Origin of the sequence: Enterobacter sp. J49 (genome assembly GCF_002148625.1) — a bacterium.
Taxonomy (GTDB): Bacteria; Pseudomonadota; Gammaproteobacteria; order Enterobacterales; family Enterobacteriaceae; genus Enterobacter; species Enterobacter ludwigii.
In genome coordinates, this window is the sequence record NZ_MWPY01000033.1 from 278,162 (window position 1) to 303,283 (window position 25,122).

A 25,122-nucleotide genomic window follows, 5' to 3' on the forward strand; every position below is an offset into this window, starting at 1 on the left:
AAAAGGCCGCGTCAGCGGTCTTTTTTGTATCTGACGTTCAGTACCGGGCAGGCAGTTTATTGATTTTAACGAGCCTGCCATCTTCTATCTCAATGAACCCGCCTGTTTTCAAATCCGCCAGAATACGCATTACCCCACTGCGCGACAGCTGGGTTTTTTCGCGAATATACCGCTCTGCGGTGATGGCGTTGCGATAACTCTCATCTTCATCCATCAGCTTTATCAATTGCTGGCGAATCATCTCATAGGCCGTGGGCGCGCCCTGAGGCATCACATTATTGTATAGCCGGTTATAAACAAACATCAGGTGCTTAGACAACAACCCCCATAACCCATTCTCTTTGATAACGGCTTCCACCTGAGCGGTGGTAAGCATACCCGTCAGGCAGGGGGTCACGGTTTTCAGATAATCATTGAAGTAGATGTCTGTCAGATTGGCGAGGCCAAAAAGCGCCGGGCTACGTGCGGTAGTGAGCATCATGTTGTCGCTTCTGCGGTAGATAGCAACGGTGCCTTCGAGGATCAAATAGCACACGCTCTGGCCATTAACCTGGAGATCCAGCTGTTCGCCGGGAGCGACATTGCGCGTGGTACAGTAGGGTTGCAGGAATGAAATCAGTTCTCGCGCGTAAGGAGAACCACGATGCGTTTTTTCAGTAGAGGACATAACCTATAACCCGTAGCGATAACCCCCCTGATTATAGCGTTACTCCTTATCGTAAACACGAGGCCAATCAGTATTTACGTGGTAAATGACGGATTTCCAGCAGCACGCCACGCTCCATCGTGATGTACTTTCCGGTACGCAGTTCCGCGAGAATACGCATAATCCCACTGCGTGAAAGGTAGGTTCGACTCTTGATATACGCTGCCGCCGTGATGTTTTTCCGTACGGCATCTGGCTCCTGCATCAGTTCGACCAGCTGAAACCGGATAATGTCATAGGCTGACATCTGCGATATTTGTGCGCAGTGCTCGTATACCCGGGAGGCGGTATAGATGAGTAACTTTGAAAAATGTTCCCATAAGTTTTTTTCCGCCACGATCTTATTAAAATTATCCAGAGAGACATGCGCTATTTCTGAGGTTTCAAGCGCTCTGACGTACAGATGTTCAGAGGAGAACTGGCTGCTGACACCCAGAATAAAAGGTGAGGATTCTGAGTTTAAAACAATACCATCGCCACGACGATGCAGCGCAACGCTGCCGTGTAACAGCAAAAAACAGAGGCGAACATCATTATTGTGATACTGGATAATTTCGCCTTTCGCGAGAATATGCCTTTCCGTAAAAGGCAGCACAGTACTGATTAACTTATCAATATGGGCATACGGCTTTAAATCCAGTACGGTAGATTTTACATCGGTGAGGACCGCTGTCATTCGCGTGTTCATAAGGTGCTCCACTGCTTTCATTGCGATCATGGGTGACCGGCGTAGAGAATTATCTTAAAAAACAGCGACTACGGGAATATGCAGCACAGGTCTAAAAGTAGACTTTCAATATTATCCTGACTAACATTTTGAATTTAATGATCTTAACACTCCGGTCTATTAATAGACTGCCTGTTATATGCATAAGGCATTCCTTATTTACAATGTTTTATTTTTGTTAATTACGGGTCTACGGAAAGACTCCGAAAATGATTGTCGACGTCAACGGAGTTGTATAAATTTTATTTCATCGACAGCAAGTCATATGCGTCTTCAGACGTTTAATGAAATAAAGTTATTTCATTTTTTTCGCTGCTGTCTGTAAAAGGCAAAACATTAAGCGGGTGAAAAAACCGACGCGTCTTTTTGTCTGAATGTTAATAATAAATAAAGTAATACAGGATATAGCATGATGAAAAAAACACTTCTTCTGGCAACGATCGCAGCAGGTTCCGTACTGACAATGGCCAATGCGTTTGCCGCTGCAGGTACCGTTAATTTTAACGGAAATATTCTGGATTCTGCCTGTGATGTTGATGTGGCATCGCAGAACCAGGTGGTTGTACTTGGGGATTATTATAAAACAGAGTTTACCGCGACGGGGGCGAGAACCGCGGCAACGAAATTCGATATTATTTTGAAAAATTGTCCGGTCTCGGTCACGAACGCCAAAGTGCGCTTTGACGGTACTCCGGATGCGTCTAATAGTAATCTTCTGGCGATTGACACCTCCGTGGCGGGTGCCGCAACGGGCGTGGCGATCAACCTGATGACCGCGGATAAAGCCGACCTGCCTCTGCATGGCAGCAATGGTTACACCTACATGCTCAGCAGCTCCGCAGACAATACGCTCAATTTCTATGCCCAGTATATTTCGACCACGGCCAGCGTCACGGCAGGCCCGGCGAATTCTGTCGCCAACTTCTCGGTGGTTTATAACTAGCTCTTTTGCCTGAACGTCGGGGGTCGCCCCGGCCCCCAATTTTATGAGGAACAGAATGTATTTTTTCAGAACCCCTTTACTGGCAACAGCGTTGTTATCTCTGATGCTGTCAACGGCTCATGCCGGCGTCATTATTGGTGGTACGCGCATTATTTTTGATGGCGCTAAAAAGGAAACGTCACTCAGTGTGAATAACCCTGATGGTACGCCGTATTTAATTCAGTCATGGATCGACGTGCCGGAAGGGGCGTCAGGCAAGGTGCCTTTTATTATTACGCCGCCTTTGTATCGTCTTGATGGCGGGCAAAAAAACGTTGAGCGCATCGTGATGACGGGGGCACTGCCTCAGGATCGGGAAAGTTTATTCTGGCTGAATATTAAAGCGATTCCGTCTGCCTCAACGCAGATGAACGCATTACAAATTGCGGTTAAAACGCGCATCAAACTGATTTATCGGCCCGCTGAGCTGCACGCGTCCACGCCTGACGAACAGGCCAGTCAATTACGCTGGCGCAGAACCGGGAATGAACTTCAGGTTAATAACCCGACCGCGTATGTCATCAATTTTAATGAAATCACCCTTGGGGGTAAAAAAATCGATGACGTGTCGTATGTCTTACCCGGTGGCTCAGTCCGTTTCACGTTACCGCAAGGGGCCAGCAGCAGCGTACTGACGTTTAAAGTGATTAATGACTTCGGCAGCCCTGGGGGCGCGCATCAGGCAACCTTATAACCGGTGAAATGCGGGCATTGCCTGTCATAAATGAGTTCAAAGCGATGGCAATACATTATTTTCGGGCTCGACCTGCACCCCTGGCGACAGTGATCGGATTAATACTTGCAGGTTCATCGCAGGCGCTTTTTGCCGGTGAGACATTTAATGCCGAACTGGTTGAACTTGATAATCCAGGAAGGGGGAGAACGGATTTATCGGCATTTGAATCCGGATCGCAGGCACCCGGCACCTATCACGTCGATATTGTTCTTGATGACCAGCTAATGGCGACCCGCGATATCACCTTTACTGCAGTAAAAGACGAAAAGGGCAATGACGTCCTCCGACCGTGCCTGAGTCTTGACCAGTTAAAACAGTGGGGCGTAAGAACCACGCTTTTCCCGCAGCTGGCGGCGAACAACGGTGAATGCGCAAACCTTCAGGCGATCCCGCAGGCCAGCAGCGATTTTCAGTTTGGCGCACAGCGGCTGGTGATCAGCATTCCTCAGGCCGCCATCGACCTGCCAGCCAGGGACGCGGTTCCGCCAGAGATGTGGGATGAGGGGATTAATGCCGCCATGCTTAATTACAGTCTGAGCGGCGCAAACGCGTGGGCGAAGAACACTCGCGGCAGCCAGAATGATAGCCAGTACGCCAACCTGCGCCCCGGGGTCAATATCGGGCCGTGGCGCTTACGTAATTACACCACCTGGTCACGGGATTCCACCGGTGAGGATCGGTGGGACAACGTGTATACCTATGCGCAGCGCGCCGTCATTCCGCTGAAAGCACAGCTGATTATCGGGGACAGTACCGCACCGGCGGATGTTTTCGACAGTATGCCATTTCGCGGCGGTCAGCTGGCCTCGGATGATGACATGCTGCCGGACTCTCTTAAAGGCTATGCGCCCGTGGTCCGCGGCATCGCGCGAACCAATGCGCAGGTGGTGGTCCGCCAGAATGGTTATCAAATTTATCAGAGCTACGTGGCGCCAGGCGCGTTTGAAATCTCGGACATGTATCCCACCGGCGGCGCAGGCGATCTGGATGTGACCATCAAAGAGGCTGACGGAAGTGAGCAGCATTTCACGCTGCCTTATGCCTCGCTGCCGGTCCTGCAGCGGGAAGGACGACTGAAGTATGCGGTGACGGCCGGGCAGTATCGCGCCTACAACAGCCGCGTGGAGAAAACGTCCTTTGGTCAAATCACCGGTATTTATGGGATTCAGCACGGCATCACCCTTTACGGTGGGATGCAGGGGTCTGATAAATACCGTTCAGTGGCGTTTGGCATCGGTAAAAACATGGGGGATATCGGCGCGATCTCTGCCGACGTGACCCAGGCCTGGTCAACGCCGAATAACACCGACAAAACATCCGGTCAGTCCTTGCGCGCGCGTTACAGCAAAAATATGGCGAAGACCGGGACAAACTTTTCAATTGCGGGATACCGATATTCAACCCGTGGCTATTACGGGATGCAGGACGTGCTGGATTCCTACGGCGACAGCAGTGCCCTGCAGGACCGGCGGCGTAACCGTGCTGAACTGACCATGAGCCAGACGCTGGGCGGCGCACTGGGTTCACTGACGCTCAGCGCCGCACGCGAGGATTACTGGAATTCTGGTCAGGCGATGGCCTCCTGGAGCGTGGGCTACAACAATGACTGGAACAACGTCAGTTACGGTTTGACCTGGACCTACAGCAAGAATGGACGCGGGAGCGCGCAAAACGCGGACCACGATCGGTTGCTGGCCTTTAACGTCAGCGTACCGTTGGACAAATTCTTGCCGCGTACCTGGGCTAACTATGGCATGAACGCCAGTAAGCACAACGGCACGACGCACGTGGTCGGGCTGAACGGCGTGTCTCTGGAAAACAGCGCCCTGAACTGGAACGTGCAGCAAGGTCATGGCACACAGGGCACGGGAAATACCGGCAACCTGAACGGCGACTATAAAGGCACCTATGGCGAAATTGTCGCGGGCTACAGCTACGACAAACACAACGAGCGCCTGAATTACGGGTTGCAGGGGGGCGTCATTGCTCACCGTGACGGCATCACGCTTTCGCAGCCGCTCGGTGAAACCAATATCCTGGTGAAAGCGCCGGGTGCAAACGGTGTCGATATTCGCAATCAACCCGGGGTTCGTACGGATTTCCGCGGGTATACAGTGGTTAACAATCTGTCGGTATACCGAAAAAACGACATCACTCTTGAGCCGGAAACTATGCCGGATGACCTGGAACTTGAGATTAATACGCGCACCGTAACACCGACCCGCGGGGCGATAGTGGAAGCCGATTATAAGTCTAAAATCGGGCGCCGGGTGCTAATGACCCTGTCCGACGGACAGTATGCCGTTCCGTTTGGTGCGGTCGTCACGCTCAAAGGCGACAGCAACAGCAGCTTTATTGTGGGCGACCGTGGTCAGGTCTATTTAACGGGACTGCCCGGACAGGGAGAAATCGTGGCAACCTGGGGAAATCAACCCGGTCAGCAGTGCCGCGCGCAGTTTAGCCTGCCTGCACATCCCACCTACGGCGGAATAACCGACGTTAACGCGCTTTGCCGCCAGGAAGGTTAAAAATGAAATTTGCTTTATCTCTGATCCTGCTCTGTTTACTGAGCGGGTGGAATAGCGCCCGTGCCGGCACCTGTACAACCATCACGCCGCAAATATCGACGATATCTGTGGGCACGATTAACGTGCAGCGTGATGCCCCCGTGGGCACCATTATTTTTTCTCGCGCCGCCTCATCAACGGGAACCTATTTAACGGGATGTTCTAACCCGCTGATGCTGGGATTCAGTATGCGATATAACATTGGGAACCTGAGCAGCTACGGTAACCATGTTTATGCCACCAATGTCAGCGGTATTGGTATTCGCTTTTCCTCGGGGAATTATTTTGAAAACCCGGCTTACACGTTTTCGTATAACGCGGTGACGTCGTATGTGGATTGGTTTGGTGGAAAAGTTGAGCTGGTGGTGACCGGCCCGGTAACGTCGGGCGCTTTAACGCCGGGCGTTATCGGAACCGTGGCGCTTCAGGGAAGTGACGGTGTTTATCGTGACGGTCTGACGGTCCAGTTAACTGACGGCACAATTAATGCGCTGGCATGCACGATAACGACGGCGCAGTTGACGTTCCCGATAGGCGATATTCCGGCCTCATCGTTTGGCTCCGTTATTGGAACCACGCCATCCGGCGCCCAAAATACGCAAAATCTGGGGTTAACCTGCAGTGCCGGCACCAATATCAGTGTGTCACTCAGCGGTATGCAAAATCCGGACAGCGCCAATACCAGCGTCATGGCATTAACCGGTCAGGGGAATGCCGGTACGGCAAAAGGGGTAGGGGTTCAGCTACTTTATAACGGTTCTCCTTTGGTGATGAACGGTCGACTGTTATTAAAACAGTCTGCGGGAGGACAGGAGACGCTCCCGTTAACCGCGCGCTATTACCAGACGTTAACCACCGTGGAATCAGGCTCGGCAAATGCGTCAGCCACGCTTACGATAACCTATCAATAACCGGTGAGATGATGAAAATAATTCCCACGGCGTTGCTTGTGTCGGGTTTACTGTGCGGCAAAGCGCTATGTGCAGACAGCGTAAATATCGGGGTCTCCGGAAATATCGTGGCCTCACCCTGCCTGTTTAATAACGGCAATACGAATCTCGATATTAATCTGGGCAATATCCAGGCGAGTAATATGGTGACGCCAGGATCATCATCAGACCCGGTTACGTTTGATCTGTTATTTACCCAATGTCCGGTGGGGACGCGTAGCGTCACCGCTACCTTTACGGGTACACCCGACCCTGTTGCCGGCGCCGACTATTACATTAACCGCGGTACGGCCACCCACGTGGCGATAGCAATGCGCGAGGCCGGAAGTGGCATACTGAAAGGGAACGGCTCCAGCATGACGGAATATGTTGCCTCAGACCGGACGGCGAAGATGGCGATGCAGGCTGCGGTTATATCCACCGGAGGCAGGGCGGCGCCCGGCACCCTCAGCGCAGTGGTGGTCATTACGCTGCAATACAATTAAGTCGCGCGGGATTTCACGCGCATTTTTGCTTCCCGTCGGTGTAGCCTATGTTGAATATTTTAATTAGCGAGACGGATTCGTTATTTCAGTCTGGTCTGCAGTATTTTTTTATGGATTTCTTTTGGCGTAATTTTAATGACTGTATTCACTTTGATTATGAAATGACGCCGCATAACGTCAGCACGGCGGATATTATTGTCCTCTCTTTATGCCAGGGGGAAACCCTGACCTGTTTTCCGGAATTACAGTCACGGCAAAAAGGCATTGTGATCGGCTGGGTTGACGATGAGCAACGGTCTACGGCGTCGCAATCCTGTTATCAGGATATTATTTTCATCTCCCGCAGGGCCTCTCTTGACATGATTGGCGAGACGGTATGGTGCGCGTGGCGTAAAACGCAGTTGAAGGGGCATGTGCTGCAGAAAACGTCCTGTTTCGATTGCGAGCATAAAATATTATCACCGCAGCAAATACGCATCGTCATGAACCTGTATAAAGGCTTATCCGTTATGCAGACGGCAGACGCGTTACAGATCAGCTATAAGACCGTTTTTGCACACAAGTACATGATCATGCAAAAATTTAACCTGCGAAGTGATTATGAGCTTATCGCGCTGCTCAACAGGATGGTGAAGAAAAACGGCACCCCCAATATTTTTCGTGATTCTGTGAGACAGGGTTTACAGGACCGCCCCTGTCTGGAGGCGTAAAGGCACTTTTATTGATGACAGGAATAACGGAAACAAGTGTTCGGTTATGAAACTTTAGAGTTGCATCTGCAGCATGTTATTTTTACGTTTTATATAACGATTAATTAGCGATGCAAATTCATAAAACCCTGAAACCGATTTTTGTGACCAGGTTCAAGTGTGTGGGCCCGGAATGTTTAATTTCCTGCTGCCGCGGCTGGACAATTTCCATTGATAAAAAAACACATCAAAAATATCTTTCATCAACGCATCCTGGTATCGCTGCAATAGCCAAAGACAATCTGATTCTGCAGCGTAAAGGCAAAGTAAATTATTCCCGTATTAAACTGGATGAAAAAGGGGAGTGTCCGTTTATCGATGAAAATAAGCTTTGTATGGTACACCGTGATTTAGGTGAAAGTGCCTTATCGCACACCTGCAGTACTTATCCCCGAAGCTCAACCCGCTATCTGGATGAAACTCGCCACAGCATGACCCTTTCATGTCCGGAAGTGGTCAGGCGGGTTCTCTTCGACCCCGACGCGATGTTATTGCAGGAGCAGGATGAACTGCTGGCCGTTTATAAAACCAATCTGATTGGTCAGCGCCAGTCTATGCCTCAAAGCAGCCAGGTCATTCATCTCCTTGCGTGGAAAATAATCCAGTCGCCAGCGAGGAATGTTGAAGAAAATTTGATGGCGCTGGCTCAGTTGATCCTGACCTTACAGCATGTGAACTTCGATTTGCACAATCAGTATGAGCAGGTTGAACGCTTTTACGAAGCCTTGCTGGAAGCGTTGCAGAGCGGTAAATCGCTGCTCTCTGAAAGCAATGTCGGGCGATCAAATGCGATGAAATATCTGGCGTTGTCGATCCTCGGCACGAACGTGGCGCGAGATTCTGCACGGGATGGGTATATCAACGAAGGGCATCGGCAAATTGCTGACTTTTTGAATTTCAGCCATGACAGCGATCCCGCCAGGCTGGCGCAGAAATTCGACGCGATTAACCAGCAGTGGGGGAAACTTTGCCAGGAATCCTGTCTGTCAGAGCCGTACGTATTACGCAACTATCTGTTGTACAAACTCTACAGCGGCTATTTCCCGGGTAAGAATACCGCCACCATTATGCGTCAGTTTTATCGCATCGTTCTGGACTTTTTCTACCTGAAAGTTTTCCTGAGCGTCAAATCAATGGATGAACAACTGGACCAGCAGATGGTCATGAAAACCATCGCCAGCTTCTCAGAAAAGACCCTGCACAATCAGACCATTGATGCCCGTATGGATTTTGCTATCGATAAGATTAACGGTGGGGACGACCTCTCGTGCCTGCTGCTCATTGGCTAACGTATAACGAGGCTCGCCGTGGCGAGCCTCTTTTTCCTCAGACGTTTACTGCCGTGATTAACCGCGTCTTCATGGTCTGATAAGACGACGCCGCAAAGTCTTCCGCCCAGCGTTGGTCTTCAATCGCCTCAAGCTTAACCGCACAATACTTGGTTTCTGGGGTTTTGGAGACCGGGTCAAGGTTATCCTGCGTCAGTTCGTTACAGGCACCAATCCACCACTGGTAGGTCATATAAACCGCACCGGCGTTGATGCGCTCGCTGATGCTGGCACGGGTAATGACTTTGCCCCGACGGGAATGCACCCACACCAGCTGTCCGTCTTTAATGCCCAGGTTGTCCGCATCAAGGGGGTTCATTTGTACACGGCCTGGTTCGTCGGCAAGGCTTTGCAGCGCGGCGCAATTGCCGGTCATTGAACGGCAGGAGTAGTGGCCGACCTCACGCACGGTGCAGAGCACCAGCGGATACGTTTCGTCCGGGATCTCGGCAGGCGCGCGCCAGGCTGCCGCAAAAAGCTGGCCTTTGCCGCTCGGCGTATCGAACTGGTTATCTTTATAGAGATACGGCGTCCCCGGGTGATCGAGCGTTGGACACGGCCATTGCACATGGCCCATTTCACCCATTTTTTCGTATGTCACGCCATAGAACAGCGGACAGAGCTCGCGCATCTCGTCCCAGATCTGCTGGTTGGATGCGTAATGCATCGGATAGCCCATTTCGGTAGCAAGCAGGCTGATGATCTCCCAGTCACGTTTCACGTTGCCGCTGGCCTCAATGGCTTTACCGAAACGCTGGAAACCACGGTCGGCACAGGTAAAGACGCCACCGTGTTCTCCCCACGATGTGGCAGGTAACAGAACATCCGCCACTTCCGCCGTTTTCGTCATAAAGATGTCCTGAACCACCACGAAATCGAGTGCTTCAAAACCGCGGCGCACCAGCCCCAGATCGGCTTCAGTCTGCAGCGGATCCTCGCCCATGATGTAATAGGCTTTTACCTTGCCTTCCAGCGCAAGGTGAGGGACTTCGGTGATACGCGTTCCAACCTCTTTGTCCATAATCCCGACATCGATTCCCCAGGCAGCGGCGAATTTCTGCCGGACCGCCGGGTTCGTAACGTCCTGATACCCCGGGAACATATTGGGCAGAACGCCCATATCACACGCGCCCTGAACGTTGTTTTGACCACGTACTGGCCCAACGCCGACAGCAGGTCGACCAAGATTTCCGGTCAGCAGTGCCAGGCTGGAGAGACCTTTGACCACGTCTACAGCCTGACCAAACTGCGTTACGCCCATGCCCCACATGACGGTGGCGGAAGGCGCAGCCGCGAACGTCCGCATCGCCTGACGCACATCCCGGGCTGGAATGCCGGTGAGATGTTCGACGTTTTCGGGCGCGTAGTCTTTGACCGTTTCCCGATAAGCGTCAAGCCCTTCGGTGAAGCGCGCGACGTAGTTTTTGTCGTACAGCTCCTCTTCCAGAAGGACATAGCCAAACGCATTGACCAGCGCCATGTTGCTGCCGTTTTTCAGCTGCAGGTGCTGGTCGGCAATGCGTGCGGTTTCAATGCGACGGGGATCGCAGACGATGATTTTCGCGCCATTTTCGCGGGCTTTTAAGACCCGACGGGCGACGATGGGGTGCGAATCGGCGCAGTTATAGCCAAACACCAGCAGGCATTTTGAGTTTTCAATATCGTTAATGGAATTGCTCATTGCACCGTTGCCGAGAGTTTCCTGTAACCCGGCAACAGAAGGGCCGTGACAGACGCGCGCGCAGCAGTCCACGTTGTTGGTATTCAGCACCGCACGGGCAAATTTTTGCATCACATAGTTCGTTTCATTCCCTGTTCCCCGGGAGGAACCGGTGGTCATGATGGACCGTGGGCCATACTGCTCTTTTATGCTCCTGAGTTTATGGGCGGTATAGCGGATAGCCTCTTCCCAGGTGACGGGGGTAAAAGCCTCTCCCTTGTGGTAGCGGATCATGGGCTGAGTCAGACGGGGGGTAAGCAGACGCGTATCGTTCAGGAAGTCCCAGCCATAAAAGCCTTTCAGGCACAGGGTGCCCTGGTTTGTTACGCCTTCGGCCGCTTCGGCACGGAGGATACGGTTATTTTCGACGACAAGGTTTAATTTGCAGCCTGCACCACAGTAGGGGCAGACGCTGGCGATTTTTTTCATCAATAACAGACCTGTTAAGAAATGAAGCAAAGTTGACTGGATAGCCCAGTCCCGTAAACGGGAGTAAGCAGGAACCATGCCACATTTACTTTGTAGGTTTTACAGGGTGTTATACGAGGAGGGAACGTGTCATCGTCAGCCCGATCGTCAGTTTTGACGATGACACGTTAGCCTTCACAGAGGGGAGGGTTTTTAGAGATCGTCCATGGTGTGACCCACAACGATTTCCAGGGTTTTACGAATGACATCTGCCTGCACAACGTCGTTTGTGGATTCCAGCGTCTGGATCAGCCACAGAATGATCGCTTTATTGGACAGGTGTCCTTCAGAAGCCAGAACACAGCGTACTGCAGTAGAAAAAACAGCGGACTCTTCAGCAAAACGATCGCCTGCGTGACGGAAATATTCCGACAGCGCGCTTTCTAAAAAAGCGGAATGGTATTCGGGTTGAAGCTGAATATTTTGTCTCATTTGTTCTCACCGTAGCTGTAAAATTGCAGTCAATGTATTTTCCTGGGATCGGACGGTTTTCCATTTCCAAATAACGGCACTACATTGTCTCTTTTAACGTTGAGAGATCCCTCTCTATCGGTTCGTCCTTGCGCGGTTCTGCGACGTTTCAGGGCGATGTTGTTTGAACCGATGTCGGCAATCACCATCGCAAGTGTCTCCCGCCGCTGGGGATCCTTTTCATGCGCTTTCATATCACGCAGACGCTGGACCAGAGCTTCGGTTGTGACGGGGCCTCGCTCTTTCAAAAGAGAAAGAACGGCTTCACCGATAAGCTGGTCAATCAGTCGGTCTGCATCACTGCTGTTCATAACATTACCGTTCGAAAAGCAGACCAAGCAGCATGTGGTAATGCTGTTCCTCTTCAGGCCCATCGGCCTTTTCGAGGCGGCTTAAGAGTTTGGTACAGAGCGATTTGCGATTCAGATTTCGCCCGTCGCTAAGAATCTCAACCACGACCTGACCAAGCGTCTCCTGTTGGGTAGGAAGCGCGGCCTTCTCGAAGTAGTGCGCGATCGCTGCTGCTGAATCTGCGACATAGTCCTTCTGCTGCATGTTTCGCTCCTGTAAAAAAATGTAATCACTAACGTTACATTTAAGGTATACACAATTTCCAAATCTGTACATAGAAAATGTACAATTTTTTAAAATAATTGTGATATATTTTATAAATTCTATGTTTATCAGGCGGTTGGGTCATAAAAATGAAGCATTTCCGTTACAGAATATATTGTACAATACGCACGGTGATGGATAAGTTGTACAACGCAGGAAACGGATGCATTAGGTGCCGTAAATGATTGAGATGTAAATTATTTGTCACGTAATTAATATGCTATAACAGATGTTTACCGACGTGTTTTTGTGGCCAACCCCTAACCCCCTTCAGGATAAGCATGCTTACAACCATCATATACCGCAGTCATATCTGCGAGGACGTTCCAGTGAAAGCGCTGGAAAACATGGTAGCTGCTGCAAATAGTAAAAACCGGCAATCCAATGTCACGGGGATCTTGCTGTTTAACGGCACGCATTTTTTTCAGTTGCTCGAAGGCCCTGCGGAAAACGTTTCATCCATTTACGAGCAGATTTGCCAGGACACGCGCCACCATAACGTGGTGGAGCTGATGCGCGATCACGGCCCCTCCCGACGCTTCGGCAAGGTTGGCATGGAGCTTTTTGACTTGCGTCAGTTCGACAGGGAAGAGGTGCTTCAGCAGGTTCTCGACAAAGGCACCAGCAGGTATCAGCTGACATATAGCGATCGCGCCCTGCAGTTTTTCCGCACTTTCGTGGAGGCCACGGAAAAAGCCAACTACTTTGAACTGCCCCCTGCAGATGCCTGGGATTTTATCCCGGAAGAGACGCCTTTATCGGCGCAACCGGAGGTGGTGGCTAAAGGCGCGGATTGCAGCTTTGCGTTCCAGCCTATCGTGGATCCGTTTATGCAGCAGGTCGTCTCCTGGGAGGCCTTGATCCGCACGCCCACCGGTGAATCGCCCGGAACCTATTTTGCCCAAATTCCTCGTGAAGAGGTGTACGCCTCTGATTTGAAAAGCAAGCAGGTTGCGCTCTCCATGGCGAGCGCTCTGGGATTACAGGATCAGACATTATCCATTAACCTGCTGCCCATGACGCTGGTCAACGTGCCTGGCGCCGTGGATTTCCTGCTGACGGCCATTGACGCGAATGGCTTTGTGCCGGAGCAGATTGTGGTGGAATTCACCGAGAGCGAAGCGATTTCCCGTTTTGAAGAGTTTACCCATTCGGTCAGGCAGCTAAAAAGTGCCGGTATCAGCGTAACCATCGATCACTTTGGTGCCGGTTTTGCCGGTCTGCAGTTACTGGCGCAATTCCAGCCTGACAGAATTAAGATTAACCGCGATCTGGTCGCGAATGTGCACAAAAGCGGCCCGCGGCAGGCCATCATTCAGGCGATTATCACCTGCTGTTCCTCGCTGGAGATCCAGTTCTGTGCCGTCGGCGTTGAGAAGCCTGAAGAGTGGATGTGGCTGGAGTCTGCAGGCATTTCCCAGTTCCAGGGGCATCTGTTTGCCAGCCCGCGTCACGGGGGAATTCCGGCGATCGCGTGGCCAGAGAAGAAGTTTGAATTTTGAGAAAGCTGTACATAAACCTGCAAGCTTGACTGTACGCGCGGCAAAATTTGTACAACAATACATTAACGGGTGAAGGAACTTGTATACCCTTCACCCGCTCAAAAAGAGGCCTTAGTTATACAAATGGTTTGTACAATCTGATAAGGTTGGTCTGGTTGGGTATGGAAGTTCTAAGCGTGAGGGAGTTAATGGCCTATTACAGTATCGGCGAAGTGGCCGAACGATGCGGTATCAACCCCGTTACGCTGCGTGCCTGGCAGCGCCGTTATGGATTGTTGAAGCCGCAGCGAAGCGAAGGGGGCCATCGTCAGTTTGACGATGAAGATATCCTGCGTATTGAAGAGATCAAACGCCTGATGAAAAGCGGCGTTTCGGTCGGCAAAGTCAAAGGCTTGCTGGAAAACAAAGAAGTGATGACTCAGGGTAACTGGGCATCAATCCAGGAAGAGATGATGACGGTTTTGCGTTATGCCAGCCCGGCAAAGCTGCGCGCCAAAATAGGCGAATTCCGCCGCGATCACGCGATGGATGCGCTTATCGATAATATTATTTCTCCCGTTCGTCAGCGAATGAATCAGGATCAAAATACGGTGCGACATATGGCGAGCCTGCTTGACGGTGTGCTGATAGAGTTTGCTGTCGCAAGCCTGGCGGAGTCACGTAAGAAAGCCGGTAAAGATGCTCTGCTTATTGGCTGGGAGTGCGATGACCGGACCCACCTGTGGCTTGAGGCTGCGCGTCTGGCACAAAAGGGGTGGCATATTGACGTGCTGGCCGACCCGATTGATTCCCCTCGTCCGGAGCTTTTTCCTGGGCAAAGAATTTTCGTCTGGACCGGTAAAGCGCCGACGCCGCGTCAGCAGGAACTGCTTGACCACTGGCGTGAACAGGGTTTTGTTGTCTCCTTTCATCATTAATTTCCGCAGGCCTTGAAGGCCTTTTTTTTTTGCTCGTCGTTTCCCTGGATAAAATCTATCTTAAAAATTGGCGTTATTTATGTGAGCGCAGGCTATTTATTTTTAAAGAACTTTTCTCAGCCTTTTCTTTCCCTGGGGGTGTGATGGGGGCTTAGCAGTTGGCATATTGTTGTTTAGCATTCCAACCTGATTCTGGTTCATTTCTCCGATCCATTTCGAATATACCTCATAAGCCATGCGTGCATCTTCATGCCCCATTTGGCTTGCAATAAACGAGAACCCCGCCAATGCGGGGTTTTTGCTTTCCCCCGATCCGACAGGGGTATTCGCGAGGGTGCTTAGCACCAGTACCCCTGTCAGAACATCGGTTTTTTATCTAAAAATCAGCATCTTTAATCCCACATTTTACGAGTGGTTATAGTAATAATTCCGTTCTTATTTGCTTAAAGGAACTAAGAATGAGTTGGAATAAAGAAGCTGCAGTATCGTATTTACGCACACATGCACTGGGGCGTTCTCATAGTGAATGCGCTAAGTTTACCCGTCTGGCTATTTTGGCTGGAGGCGTTAAGGTTCCGAACACAGTTTATGCAAAGGATTATGGGGCAGAATTATTGCGGGCGGGATTCAGTGAAGTGCCACCCGGTTCTACTTTAATTTCTGGTGATGTCGCCGTGATACAACCTTATCAAGGTGGAAATTGCATAGGCCATATGACTATGTATGACGGCACACAATGGATTTCTGACTTCGTTCAAAAGAGCATGTATCCGGGGCCTGGGTATCGCAAGATGCAGCCATCATTCAAAATTTACAGGATGCATTAATGAAACAGATTTTTTTATCAGTCGTCATTTTGCTGGTTGGATGTAGTTCGGCTACCAATCAAGAGCGGCGGGCGCAAGACCTTACCGAATCATTCTATAAATCCTATCTTTTTGCATTCGGTAGCGATGAAGCCAAGCCTTACCCTCTTGAGGAACTACGTAAATACGTTTCCGATGATACTCTTTCTCGCATTAATAGCATTGAGGATATTCCAGAGCAGGAATTAATTGAGTCTGACTATTTCACGTATACGCAAGATTACTCTCGTGAATGGTTATCTGCGTTACGAGTAGAAAACGCTAGGCCGTTTTTAAGTGGTGAAGTGGTCCAGGTCATGGAGGGGGTGGATAACGGAAAGAGCATTCATCTGGAGGTATTCCTTCGTCGTGAAGGTGATTCATGGAAAATTTACCGCGTTCGTGATGTAACCAATAACTTCGAACATCCGATATTTAACACCGGAGCGCTCATCCGAGCGAAGAACGCAGCAGAAGGCGGCCTATAATAATAGTACAAGCCCTGGCACCTGCCGGGGTTTTTTGAAGAAGATCTACCAAACTGGTTTTCTTAAATCCACTATTCATAAGGCGCCGGACGAACAATGTTTACGCGCAGGCCATCATTGTAAATTGTCATAAACACTTTAATTTGTGTAATCGCTTTCGTGGTGAATCCCCCCTAAGCGGTGAGGCGATGCAGCAGAATACGCAAACAAGCCACAGGTCGTGGAGGCTGTCCAAAGGCTCACCGAGTGGCACCCGGCACCACATCCCCACGATTCTTTCAGCAAAGACCATCTTTTCTAATCCCTTATCAGGCCTGTCGTTAAATCAGGAGGCGAGTATGAAGAAAAATATTTTCTATTTTACGGGCTGACAGAACAGCAGGCGATTTTTGCGGATCATGTCGCGCAGGGAAAATCCCGCGTCGATGCGTACCACCTGGCCGGCTACACCGGCACCTGAAATTCCGCGTACTCGAACGCCTCCCGCATGCTTAGAAATGACAGGGTGACACGCTACCTTCACGCGCTGCGAAACTAGTGGCAAAAACGCTACGCCGTCGAACTGGACGATCTGATAACGCAGCTCACCGCAATCATTAACGCCGATCCTAACGCCCTGAGTCAGTACCGGCGCGTCAACTGCAGATATTGCTGGGGCGAAAGCCATAAATACCAGTGGAGCGACATAGAAGAACAACTGCAGGCGGAGAAGCGCGTGGAAATACACACAGCAGGAGCAGCAAGCGCAATATGCCCTTGTTCGATCTCTGGCGCAGCCGCGATCAGAACATCCGAGCGACAAACCAGGCGATCAATATTGGTGCGGGCACGTTTACTGCGAACCCGACCAACACCAATACAAACAACAAAGTTAACTAATAGCCGGCCCCTGCGGGGCCGCTTTTTTAACAGGTTGCGAAAATGAATGGTTTTTATGGTGGCTTTAATTTCAGCGGCAATCCGTCATGCGGCTTCGATGCTGGAGCATTCAATAATGGCCTCAATCAGTACCTTGAATCAGTGAAAGCGCAGCTGATGCAGCAATACGCACCACCACTACAGCAACAAAATCCTTATGCGGCAATTGACGCACGCGTAGAAAACTATATGACGCCGAACGGCTACCCGCCGCGCCAGCAGGTACAGCAACAAGAGGCGGCGTTAGCTGCCACGCAGGAGCAGCAGCAAAACCCTATGCAGCTGGTGACAATGGCGATCTCTGAGTCAGTATGCACTGCAAATATGGCGCTGATAGCGGCAAATTTTGCTCAGGTGCCGGACTGGTTACGAACCGCTGAGGGAAAAAAGTTGTGCAGCAGACAACGAACGGAATAAAAAAATTTTTGGGAGGAAATAGCAGTGGTACTGGTGCAGACGCGGCCACCGAAACCGGCTCAGCCGCCTGATGAAAATGATGAACGGGAATACATGCCATGGAAGGCAAAACAGGTTGAATTTGGGGGCAATTTTTGGGAGGGAATGGATTTGGGGCGCATTAAGGGGCGATTAAATGTTCATTAAGGGCTGATATTGTCTAATGCATCAAAAAAGTAACTTGCTGATTTTTATGTAATCACCTGTTTTGGCTGAATATAAAAAATCTATCTTAAAAATAGGCATTTCCGATGCATATTTTACTTTTCCCCTTTACTCCGCTTTTCTGATTCGATAACCCATTATTTTTCAAAGTATTGAACAATTAAATCCATCCCGCCCGCATCCGCTGACAGGGTCTATGCTTAATAAAAGTATGCAAAAAGGGCGATTTAGCCCAATGCCCCTGCTGACAGAGGGTTGAAGTGATAATCGTTATCACTAACATGGTGTTATGCCCTGGGGCTTATTAGATGAGGTGGACCTATGGAACTGCATTCAGAAACCTTCAATCCTGCCGACTTCGCCTGGCGTGGCTTAACGCTCACGCCAGCGGCGGCGGCACATATTCACGAACTGGTGGCGAAAAAGCCAGAGATCCTCGGCGTGCGCCTGGGGGTGAAACAGACCGGCTGCGCAGGATTCGGTTACGTGCTCGATACCGTCACAGAACCCGAGAAGGATGATCTGGTATTCGAAACTGACGGCGCAAAATTGTATGTCGCCCTGCAGGCCATGCCGTTTATTGACGGCACGGAAGTGGACTACGTACGTGAAGGTTTAAACCAGTTATTCAAATTTCATAACCCGAAAGCCCAGAACGAATGTGGGTGCGGCGAAAGCTTTGGGGTATAGGCGGTACTATGTCTCGTAATACTGAAGCAACGAGTGATGTTAACACCTGGAGTGGCGGCCACCTCAATTATAAAGAGGGGTTCTTTACCCAGCTGCAGACCGATGAACTGGCGAAAGGCATCAATGAAGATGTCGTCCGGGCGATCTCGGCCAAGCGTAATGAACCTGAGTGGATGCTGGCGTTTCGTCTGAGCGCCTTCCGGGCCTGGCTGGAAATGGAAGAACCTCACTGGCTGAAAGCGCATTATGACAAGCTGAACTATCAGGATTACAGCTACTACTCTGCGCCATCCTGCGGGAGTTGCGACGACACCTGCGCCTCACAGCCTGGCGCGGTGCAGCAAACCGGTGCGGACAACAGCTTCCTGAGCAAAGAAGTGGAAGAGGCGTTTAACCAGCTGGGTGTGCCCGTTCGCGAAGGGAAAGAGGTGGCGGTGGACGCCATTTTTGACTCCGTCTCAGTGGCGACAACCTACCGTGAAAAACTGGCAGAGCAGGGGATTATTTTCTGCTCCTTCGGCGAAGCGATTCACGAGCACCCTGAGCTGGTGAAAAAGTACATCGGCACCGTGGTGCCGAGTAACGATAACTTTTTTGCCGCGCTAAACGCGGCGGTAGCGTCTGATGGCACCTTTATCTATGTGCCAAAAGGCGTTCGCTGCCCGATGGAGTTGTCGACCTATTTCCGCATCAACGCGGAAAAAACCGGTCAGTTCGAACGCACCATTCTGGTGGCCGATGAAGGCAGCTACGTCAGTTACATTGAAGGCTGCTCCGCACCGGTCCGTGACAGCTACCAGCTTCACGCCGCGGTGGTTGAAGTCATCATCCATAAAGATGCCGAGGTAAAATACTCCACGGTGCAGAACTGGTTCCCGGGCGATGGCAACACCGGCGGTATTCTGAACTTCGTGACCAAGCGTGCGCTGTGCGAAGGCGAAAACAGCAAAATGTCCTGGACCCAGTCGGAAACCGGCTCTGCGATCACCTGGAAATACCCGAGCTGTATTCTGCGTGGGGATAACTCGATCGGTGAGTTCTACTCCGTGGCGCTGACCAGCGGCCATCAGCAGGCAGATACGGGTACCAAGATGATCCACATCGGTAAAAACACCCGGTCGACCATTATTTCCAAAGGCATCTCCGCCGGGCACAGTCAGAACAGCTATCGTGGGCTGGTCAAAATCATGCCGACGGCCACCAATGCCCGAAACTTTACCCAGTGTGACTCAATGTTAATTGGCGCAGACTGCGGGGCACACACCTTCCCGTACGTTGAATGCCGTAACAATACCGCCCAGCTTGAGCACGAGGCGACGACGTCACGTATTGGGGAAGATCAGCTCTTCTACTGCCTGCAGCGCGGGATCAGTGAGGAGGATGCCATCTCAATGATTGTGAACGGCTTCTGTAAGGATGTGTTCTCTGAACTGCCGCTGGAATTTGCCGTTGAAGCCCAGAAACTCCTCGCCATTAGTCTTGAACACAGCGTCGGTTAAGGAAAGCACATGTTAAGTATTAAAGATTTACAGGTTAGCGTGGAAGACAAAGAGATCCTGCGTGGTCTCAATTTTGATGTCAAACCGGGTGAAGTCCACGCCATTATGGGGCCCAATGGCTCCGGGAAAAGTACGCTCTCCGCAACGCTGGCAGGACGCGAAGATTACGAAGTGACCCACGGGTCGGTCGAGTTTAACGGCAAAGATTTGCTGGAGATGTCGGTGGAAGAGCGGGCCGGTGAAGGTATCTTTATGGCCTTCCAGTATCCGGTGGAGATCCCGGGGGTGAGTAACCAGTTCTTTCTGCAAACGGCGCTGAACGCGGTACGTAAATATCGCGGACTGGAGGCGCTGGACCGCTTTGATTTCCAGGACCTGATGGAAGAGAAGATTAAGTTGCTGAAAATGCCGGAAGACCTGCTGACCCGCTCGGTCAACGTCGGTTTTTCAGGCGGTGAAAAAAAGCGTAACGACATTCTGCAGATGGCGGTCCTTGAGCCTGAACTGTGTATTCTGGATGAGACCGACTCCGGTCTGGATATTGATGCCCTGAAGATTGTGGCCGATGGGGTGAACTCCCTGCGCGACGGCAAACGCGCGTTCATCATCGTCACTCACTACCAGCGTATTCTGGATTACATCAAGCCGGATTACGTCCATGTGCTTTACCAGGGGCGTATTGTGAAATCCGGTGATTTCACGCTGGTTAAACAACTGGAGGAGCAGGGTTATGGCTGGCTTACCGAACAGCAGTAATGCGCTCCAGCAGTGGCACCGTCTGTTTGAAGCGCAGGGCAATACGCGCTCGGAACAGGCGCAACAGCACCTGCAGCAGATGCTGCGTCTCGGTTTGCCGTCACGCAAGCAGGAGAACTGGAAATACACGCCGCTTGATGGCCTGCTGAACGGGGAGTTTGTCACCCGCCTGGCAGACATCAGCCCGGCGCAGCGCGATGCCCTGGCATTGACCGTGGATGCCGTGCGTCTGGTCTTCGTCGATGGTCAGTTCCGCCCTGAGCTGAGTGACAGCACCCAGGACAGCGGGTTTGAGATTGCCATTAACGATGACCGTCAGAGCCTGAGCACCCCGGTACAGCCCGAGGTCTTCCTGCACCTCACCGAGAGCCTGGCGCGGAGCGTGACGCATATTCGCGTTAAGCGTAACCAGCGTCCGGTAAAACCGCTGCTGCTGATGCACATCACTCAGGGAGCAGACGGCGACGAGATCAACACTGCTCACTATCGCCACCACCTTGAGCTGGCGGAAGGGGCGGAGGCCACGGTGATTGAGCATTACGTCAGCCTCAACGAGGCCCGGCACTTTACCGGGGCGCGTTTGACAATGCATGTTGCCGCCAATGCCCAGCTTCACCATATCAAACTGGCGTTTGAAAACCCGCAGAGCCACCACTTTGCGCATAACGACATGCTGCTTGGACAAGATGCCGCGGCATACAGCCACAGCTTTTTGCTGGGCGGCGCAGTACTGCGCCACAACACCAGCACGCAGCTTAACGGCGAGAATACAACGCTTCGCATCAACAGCCTGGCGATGCCGGTTAAAACGCAAGTGTGCGATACACGCACCTGGCTTGAGCATAACAAAGGCTACTGTAACAGTCGCCAGCTGCACAAAACCATTGTCAGCGACAAAGGGCGGGCGGTGTTTAACGGCCTGATTAACGTGGCGCAGCACGCGATTAAAACCGACGGGCAGATGACCAACAACAACCTGCTGTTAGGACGCCTGGCGGAAGTGGACACCAAACCACAGCTTGAAATCTATGCTGATGACGTGAAGTGCAGCCATGGCGCGACGGTCGGGCGAATTGATGACGAACAGATGTTCTATTTACGCTCCCGCGGTATCGACCAGCAGGCGGCGCAGCAAATGATTATCTATGCGTTTGCCGCTGAACTGACGGAAGCGCTGCACGATGGCCTGTTAAAACAGCAGGTGTTGGCCCGTATCGGGCAGCGTCTGCCTGGAGGCGAAGCATGAGTTTTCCCGTAGAGAAAGTACGGGCAGATTTTCCGGTTCTGACCCGTGAAGTGAACGGTCTGCCCCTGGCGTATCTGGACAGTGCGGCCAGCGCGCAGAAACCGAATCAGGTGATCGAAGCGGAAGCGGAATTCTACCGCCACGGTTATGCTGCCGTGCACCGGGGGATCCACACCCTGAGTGCGGAGGCGACCCAGCGTATGGAAAATGTGCGTACCCAAATCGCCGCTTTCCTCAATGCACGCTCGCCAGAGGAACTGGTGTTTGTGCGTGGTACCACCGAGGGGATCAACCTTGTTGCCAACAGCTGGGGCAACGCGCAGGTCCACGCGGGGGATAACATCATCATCACCCAGATGGAGCACCATGCCAATATCGTGCCGTGGCAGATGCTCTGTGAGCGTGTCGGTGCGCAACTGAGGGTGATCCCATTGAACGTTGATGGCACCCTGCAGCTTGAGCAACTTGACGCGTTGCTGGATGCGCGTACGCGGCTGGTGGCCGTGACCCAGGTTTCTAACGTGCTGGGAACCGAGAACCCGGTGGCAGCGATTATTGAGAAAGCCCACCAGGCTGGCGCGAAGGTGCTGATTGATGGTGCGCAGGCGGTCATGCACCACGCGGTCGACGTCCAGGCGCTGGACTGCGATTTCTACGTCTTCTCCGGGCACAAGCTCTATGGGCCGACCGGGATTGGCGTGCTGTACGTGAAAGAAGATATTTTGCAGGCGATGCCACCGTGGGAAGGGGGCGGCTCGATGATCGCGACCGTCAGTCTCTCAGAGGGGACCACCTATGCACGCGCACCGTGGCGCTTTGAAGCTGGCACGCCGAATACCGGCGGGATTATCGGGCTGGGGGCGGCCATCGCCTATGTCACGTCTGTTGGCCTTGACGCGATTCAGGAGTACGAACAACTGCTGATGCACTACGCGCTGCAGGAGCTTGCCAGCGTACCGGCGCTGACCCTGTATGGCCCGGCGGACCGCCAGGGGGTGATTGCGTTCAATCTGGGTAAACACCATGCATACGATGTGGGCAGTTTCCTCGATAACTACGGCGTGGCCGTGCGTACCGGACACCACTGTGCTATGCCGTTGATGGCGTTTTACCAGGTGCCGGCGATGTGCCGCGCATCGCTGGTGATGTACAACACAACGGAAGAGGTCGACAGACTGGTGGCGGGGCTTAAACGTATTCACCAGTTGCTGGGCTAACGGAGAGGCGAAAGATGGCAGATTTGCCGGATAAAGAAAAATTACTGCGTAACTTCGGGCGTTGCGCAAACTGGGAAGAGAAGTACCTCTATATCATTGAACTGGGCCAGCGTTTACCACCGCTCAGCGAAGAGGCACACAACCCGGAAAATATTATTCAGGGCTGTCAGAGCCAGGTCTGGATTGTGATGGATCAGACGCGCGACGGCGTGATCGAATTACAGGGCGACAGCGATGCCGCTATTGTGAAAGGGCTTATTGCGGTGGTATTTATTCTCTATCACCAGATGTCAGCGCAGGATATTGTCGCTTTTGATGTCCGCCCGTGGTTTGAAAAAATGGCCCTGACCCAACACCTCACCCCGTCCCGTTCCCAGGGGCTGGAAGCGATGATTCGCGCCATCCGCGCCAAAGCTGCAATCCTTAGCTAGACTTACAGAACAGCATTCATTCTGTTTCGCGAGGTGGTTCCCGCCTCGCTGGTTTTTCAGCTTTCTGGCATCCGGCCAGTGAATAAGGAATCTCAGCATGAAGCGCGCGTCTCTAATAACTCTATTACTCCTGGGTTCGCTCGGTGCTCTTAATTCGGCCCGCGCGATGGATTACCCGTTGCCGCCCGCAGGCAGCCGTCTGATTGGGCAAAATCAAACCTACACGATACAGGAAGGGGATAATAAACTTCAGACCATCGCTCGCCGGTTTAATACTGCAGCACAGCTTATCCTTGAAGCCAATAATACTATTGCGCCGGTAAACCCTGCGCCGGGGACGGTGATCACGATCCCTTCGCAGATGCTGTTGCCCGACACGCCCCGTGAGGGGATTGTCGTGAATCTGGCGGAGCTGCGGCTTTACTACTTCCCGCCGGGCGAAAACATCGTTCAGGTTTTCCCGCTCGGCATTGGGCAACTGGGACTTGAAACGCCGGTCACCACCACCCGGGTCAGCCAGAAGATCCCTAATCCTACCTGGACCCCAACACCGGGCATCAGAGCGCGCTCTCTGGAGCAGGGCATCAAATTGCCGCCCGTGGTCCCGGCCGGGCCAAATAACCCGCTAGGACGCTTTGCATTGCGTTTAGGCGTGGGTCACGGGGAATACCTGATCCACGGCACCAGTGCGCCGGACAGCGTCGGCCTGCGGGTCAGCTCTGGCTGTATGCGCATGAACGCGCCGGATATCAAAGCGCTGTTTGAGCAGGTGCGGGTCGGCACGCGGGTGCAAATCATTAATGAGCCGGTGAAGTTCTCCGTTGAGCCTGACGGTAAACGCTATATTGAAGTGCATCGTCCGCTGGCGCAGGTTGAGGGTGAAAACCCCCAGATGACACCCATTTCGCATTCCGCAGACTTTGCGACGTTTGTCTCGCAGTCAGGAAGTGATAAAGCGCTTATCGATAAAGCCTTGTCACGCCGCGCGGGGATCCCGGTAGCCGTGTCGGCCGATAACGGCGCGTCAGCGCGTCAGAACGTGTTGTCAGTACAGAACAGTCGGACATCCGCTGTAGTCGCGGAAAATGACGGTGAGAAGGTGACGCAGTAGGGGTTTGACGCAGACAAAAAAAATGGCGCACAATGTGCGCCATTTTATTAACAGGTACTATTACTTACGGTATTTAGTAGCCTGGTTGTCCAGACGCTGGTTAGCGCGAGCTGCGTCGTCTTTAGCAGCCTGAACGTCGGAACGCATTGCGTTCACGTCGTTGCTCAGCTGGTCAACTTTAGCGTTCAGAGTCTGAACGTCAGAAGACAGCTGATCGATTTTAGCGTTGCTGGAGCAACCAGCCAGCAGAGTAGAACCCAGGATTACCGCGCCCAGTACCAGTTTAGTACGATTCATTATTAATACCCTCTAGATTGAGTTAATCTCCATGTAGCGTTACAAGTATTACACAAAGTTTTTTAGGTTGAGAATATTTT

At 52.0% G+C, this 25,122-nt stretch carries 28 protein-coding genes and 1 pseudogene; 20 read left to right on the forward strand and 9 right to left on the reverse strand.

Going from position 1 to position 25,122, the window contains the following annotated elements; genetic code table 11:
• Window positions 1-37: 37 nt before the first annotated feature.
• Window positions 38-667 carry a winged helix-turn-helix transcriptional regulator gene (locus BJP35_RS14160; protein WP_014169722.1) on the reverse strand — a complete coding sequence of 210 codons (630 nt, stop codon included), beginning with the start codon at window positions 665-667 and terminating at the stop codon, window positions 38-40.
• A gap of 67 nt (window positions 668-734) precedes the next feature.
• Window positions 735-1,394, reverse strand: coding sequence for a winged helix-turn-helix transcriptional regulator (locus BJP35_RS14165; protein ID WP_025204381.1), 660 nt, complete (start codon window positions 1,392-1,394; stop codon window positions 735-737).
• Between the two features lie 451 nt (window positions 1,395-1,845).
• Between BJP35_RS14165 and BJP35_RS14170 the strand changes: the two genes are divergently transcribed.
• From BJP35_RS14170 to fliB, 7 genes are all read left to right on the forward strand, one after another.
• Complete coding sequence (locus tag BJP35_RS14170) at window positions 1,846-2,376, forward strand: fimbrial protein (RefSeq protein WP_020884377.1); 531 nt, start codon at window positions 1,846-1,848, stop codon at window positions 2,374-2,376.
• 55 nt (window positions 2,377-2,431) lie between these two features.
• On the forward strand, window positions 2,432-3,109 hold the full coding sequence (locus BJP35_RS14175) for a molecular chaperone (RefSeq protein WP_063925059.1): 678 nt from the start codon (window positions 2,432-2,434) through the stop codon (window positions 3,107-3,109).
• 44 nt (window positions 3,110-3,153) lie between these two features.
• Window positions 3,154-5,679 carry a fimbria/pilus outer membrane usher protein gene (locus BJP35_RS14180; RefSeq protein ID WP_086463341.1) on the forward strand — a complete coding sequence of 842 codons (2,526 nt, stop codon included), beginning with the start codon at window positions 3,154-3,156 and terminating at the stop codon, window positions 5,677-5,679.
• Window positions 5,680-5,681: 2 nt separating this feature from the next.
• The gene (locus BJP35_RS14185; protein ID WP_063925057.1) at window positions 5,682-6,629 is read left to right on the forward strand and encodes a fimbrial protein; all 948 of its coding nucleotides are present in this window, start codon (window positions 5,682-5,684) and stop codon (window positions 6,627-6,629) included.
• An 8-nt stretch (window positions 6,630-6,637) separates the two neighbouring features.
• Complete coding sequence (locus BJP35_RS14190; protein WP_080472759.1) at window positions 6,638-7,153, forward strand: fimbrial protein; 516 nt, start codon at window positions 6,638-6,640, stop codon at window positions 7,151-7,153.
• A gap of 47 nt (window positions 7,154-7,200) precedes the next feature.
• Window positions 7,201-7,863, forward strand: a complete 663-nt coding sequence (locus BJP35_RS14195; RefSeq protein WP_086463342.1) for a LuxR C-terminal-related transcriptional regulator — start codon at window positions 7,201-7,203, stop codon at window positions 7,861-7,863.
• Between the two features lie 110 nt (window positions 7,864-7,973).
• Window positions 7,974-9,191: a flagellin lysine-N-methylase gene (gene fliB / locus BJP35_RS14200; protein WP_047357325.1), complete on the forward strand. Its 1,218-nt coding sequence runs from the start codon at window positions 7,974-7,976 to the stop codon at window positions 9,189-9,191.
• 37 nt (window positions 9,192-9,228) lie between these two features.
• Here the strand turns inward: fliB and fdhF are convergent, their stop codons facing one another.
• The 4 genes from fdhF to ycgZ form a co-directional block, all read right to left on the reverse strand.
• Window positions 9,229-11,379 (reverse strand): formate dehydrogenase subunit alpha, encoded by a 2,151-nt coding sequence (fdhF, locus tag BJP35_RS14205; protein WP_020884370.1) that lies wholly within the window; start codon window positions 11,377-11,379, stop codon window positions 9,229-9,231.
• 192 nt (window positions 11,380-11,571) lie between these two features.
• Window positions 11,572-11,850: a biofilm development regulator YmgB/AriR family protein gene (locus tag BJP35_RS14210; protein WP_014169732.1), complete on the reverse strand. Its 279-nt coding sequence runs from the start codon at window positions 11,848-11,850 to the stop codon at window positions 11,572-11,574.
• Between the two features lie 29 nt (window positions 11,851-11,879).
• Entirely contained in the window at window positions 11,880-12,200 is a 321-nt protein-coding gene (locus BJP35_RS14215; protein ID WP_020884369.1) for a hypothetical protein, read from the reverse strand.
• A 4-nt stretch (window positions 12,201-12,204) separates the two neighbouring features.
• Window positions 12,205-12,444, reverse strand: coding sequence for a regulatory protein YcgZ (gene ycgZ / locus BJP35_RS14220; RefSeq protein ID WP_020884368.1), 240 nt, complete (start codon window positions 12,442-12,444; stop codon window positions 12,205-12,207).
• Between the two features lie 341 nt (window positions 12,445-12,785).
• Between ycgZ and BJP35_RS14225 the strand changes: the two genes are divergently transcribed.
• Together BJP35_RS14225 and BJP35_RS14230 are read left to right on the forward strand one after the other, a co-directional pair.
• Window positions 12,786-14,006, forward strand: coding sequence for a diguanylate phosphodiesterase (locus BJP35_RS14225; RefSeq protein ID WP_014169734.1), 1,221 nt, complete (start codon window positions 12,786-12,788; stop codon window positions 14,004-14,006).
• A gap of 188 nt (window positions 14,007-14,194) precedes the next feature.
• Window positions 14,195-14,923, forward strand: coding sequence for a MerR family transcriptional regulator (locus BJP35_RS14230; protein ID WP_020884367.1), 729 nt, complete (start codon window positions 14,195-14,197; stop codon window positions 14,921-14,923).
• Window positions 14,924-15,025: 102 nt separating this feature from the next.
• On the opposite strand, the pseudogene BJP35_RS24635 reads toward BJP35_RS14230, so the two are convergent.
• Window positions 15,026-15,199 (reverse strand): annotated as a pseudogene (locus tag BJP35_RS24635) (site-specific integrase); the annotation flags it as partial.
• Between the two features lie 182 nt (window positions 15,200-15,381).
• Between BJP35_RS24635 and BJP35_RS14240 the strand changes: the two are divergent.
• Entirely contained in the window at window positions 15,382-15,750 is a 369-nt protein-coding gene (locus tag BJP35_RS14240; protein WP_086463344.1) for a hypothetical protein, read from the forward strand.
• Complete coding sequence (locus BJP35_RS14245; protein ID WP_052686773.1) at window positions 15,750-16,256, forward strand: YbjP/YqhG family protein; 507 nt, start codon at window positions 15,750-15,752, stop codon at window positions 16,254-16,256. The genes BJP35_RS14240 and BJP35_RS14245 overlap by 1 nt, the downstream gene beginning before the upstream one ends.
• A gap of 355 nt (window positions 16,257-16,611) precedes the next feature.
• Here BJP35_RS14245 and BJP35_RS14250 read toward each other — a convergent pair whose 3' ends face one another.
• The gene (locus BJP35_RS14250) at window positions 16,612-16,923 is read right to left on the reverse strand and encodes a hypothetical protein (protein WP_143349637.1); all 312 of its coding nucleotides are present in this window, start codon (window positions 16,921-16,923) and stop codon (window positions 16,612-16,614) included.
• An 83-nt stretch (window positions 16,924-17,006) separates the two neighbouring features.
• Between BJP35_RS14250 and BJP35_RS24640 the strand changes: the two genes are divergently transcribed.
• The 9 genes from BJP35_RS24640 (at window position 17,007) to BJP35_RS14290 (ending at window position 24,745) form a co-directional block, all read left to right on the forward strand.
• Window positions 17,007-17,135 (forward strand): hypothetical protein, encoded by a 129-nt coding sequence (locus tag BJP35_RS24640; RefSeq protein ID WP_256971776.1) that lies wholly within the window; start codon window positions 17,007-17,009, stop codon window positions 17,133-17,135.
• 42 nt (window positions 17,136-17,177) lie between these two features.
• The gene (locus tag BJP35_RS14255) at window positions 17,178-17,591 is read left to right on the forward strand and encodes a hypothetical protein (protein ID WP_086463346.1); all 414 of its coding nucleotides are present in this window, start codon (window positions 17,178-17,180) and stop codon (window positions 17,589-17,591) included.
• Window positions 17,592-18,116: 525 nt separating this feature from the next.
• Window positions 18,117-18,485 (forward strand): Fe-S cluster assembly scaffold SufA, encoded by a 369-nt coding sequence (sufA, locus tag BJP35_RS14260; protein ID WP_008500631.1) that lies wholly within the window; start codon window positions 18,117-18,119, stop codon window positions 18,483-18,485.
• Between the two features lie 8 nt (window positions 18,486-18,493).
• Window positions 18,494-19,984, forward strand: coding sequence for a Fe-S cluster assembly protein SufB (gene sufB / locus BJP35_RS14265; RefSeq protein ID WP_032681183.1), 1,491 nt, complete (start codon window positions 18,494-18,496; stop codon window positions 19,982-19,984).
• A 9-nt stretch (window positions 19,985-19,993) separates the two neighbouring features.
• Complete coding sequence (sufC, locus tag BJP35_RS14270; protein WP_020884365.1) at window positions 19,994-20,740, forward strand: Fe-S cluster assembly ATPase SufC; 747 nt, start codon at window positions 19,994-19,996, stop codon at window positions 20,738-20,740.
• Entirely contained in the window at window positions 20,715-21,986 is a 1,272-nt protein-coding gene (sufD, locus tag BJP35_RS14275; RefSeq protein WP_040017285.1) for a Fe-S cluster assembly protein SufD, read from the forward strand. The genes sufC and sufD overlap by 26 nt, the downstream gene beginning before the upstream one ends.
• Entirely contained in the window at window positions 21,983-23,203 is a 1,221-nt protein-coding gene (gene sufS / locus BJP35_RS14280; protein ID WP_032681180.1) for a cysteine desulfurase SufS, read from the forward strand. The genes sufD and sufS overlap by 4 nt, the downstream gene beginning before the upstream one ends.
• Window positions 23,204-23,217: 14 nt before the next feature.
• Complete coding sequence (gene sufE / locus BJP35_RS14285; protein WP_032681178.1) at window positions 23,218-23,634, forward strand: cysteine desulfuration protein SufE; 417 nt, start codon at window positions 23,218-23,220, stop codon at window positions 23,632-23,634.
• A gap of 97 nt (window positions 23,635-23,731) precedes the next feature.
• The gene (locus tag BJP35_RS14290) at window positions 23,732-24,745 is read left to right on the forward strand and encodes a L,D-transpeptidase family protein (RefSeq protein WP_014169743.1); all 1,014 of its coding nucleotides are present in this window, start codon (window positions 23,732-23,734) and stop codon (window positions 24,743-24,745) included.
• A 60-nt stretch (window positions 24,746-24,805) separates the two neighbouring features.
• Here the strand turns inward: BJP35_RS14290 and lpp are convergent, their stop codons facing one another.
• Complete coding sequence (lpp, locus tag BJP35_RS14295; RefSeq protein ID WP_001082307.1) at window positions 24,806-25,042, reverse strand: murein lipoprotein Lpp; 237 nt, start codon at window positions 25,040-25,042, stop codon at window positions 24,806-24,808.
• Between the last annotated feature and the right edge of the window lie 80 nt (window positions 25,043-25,122).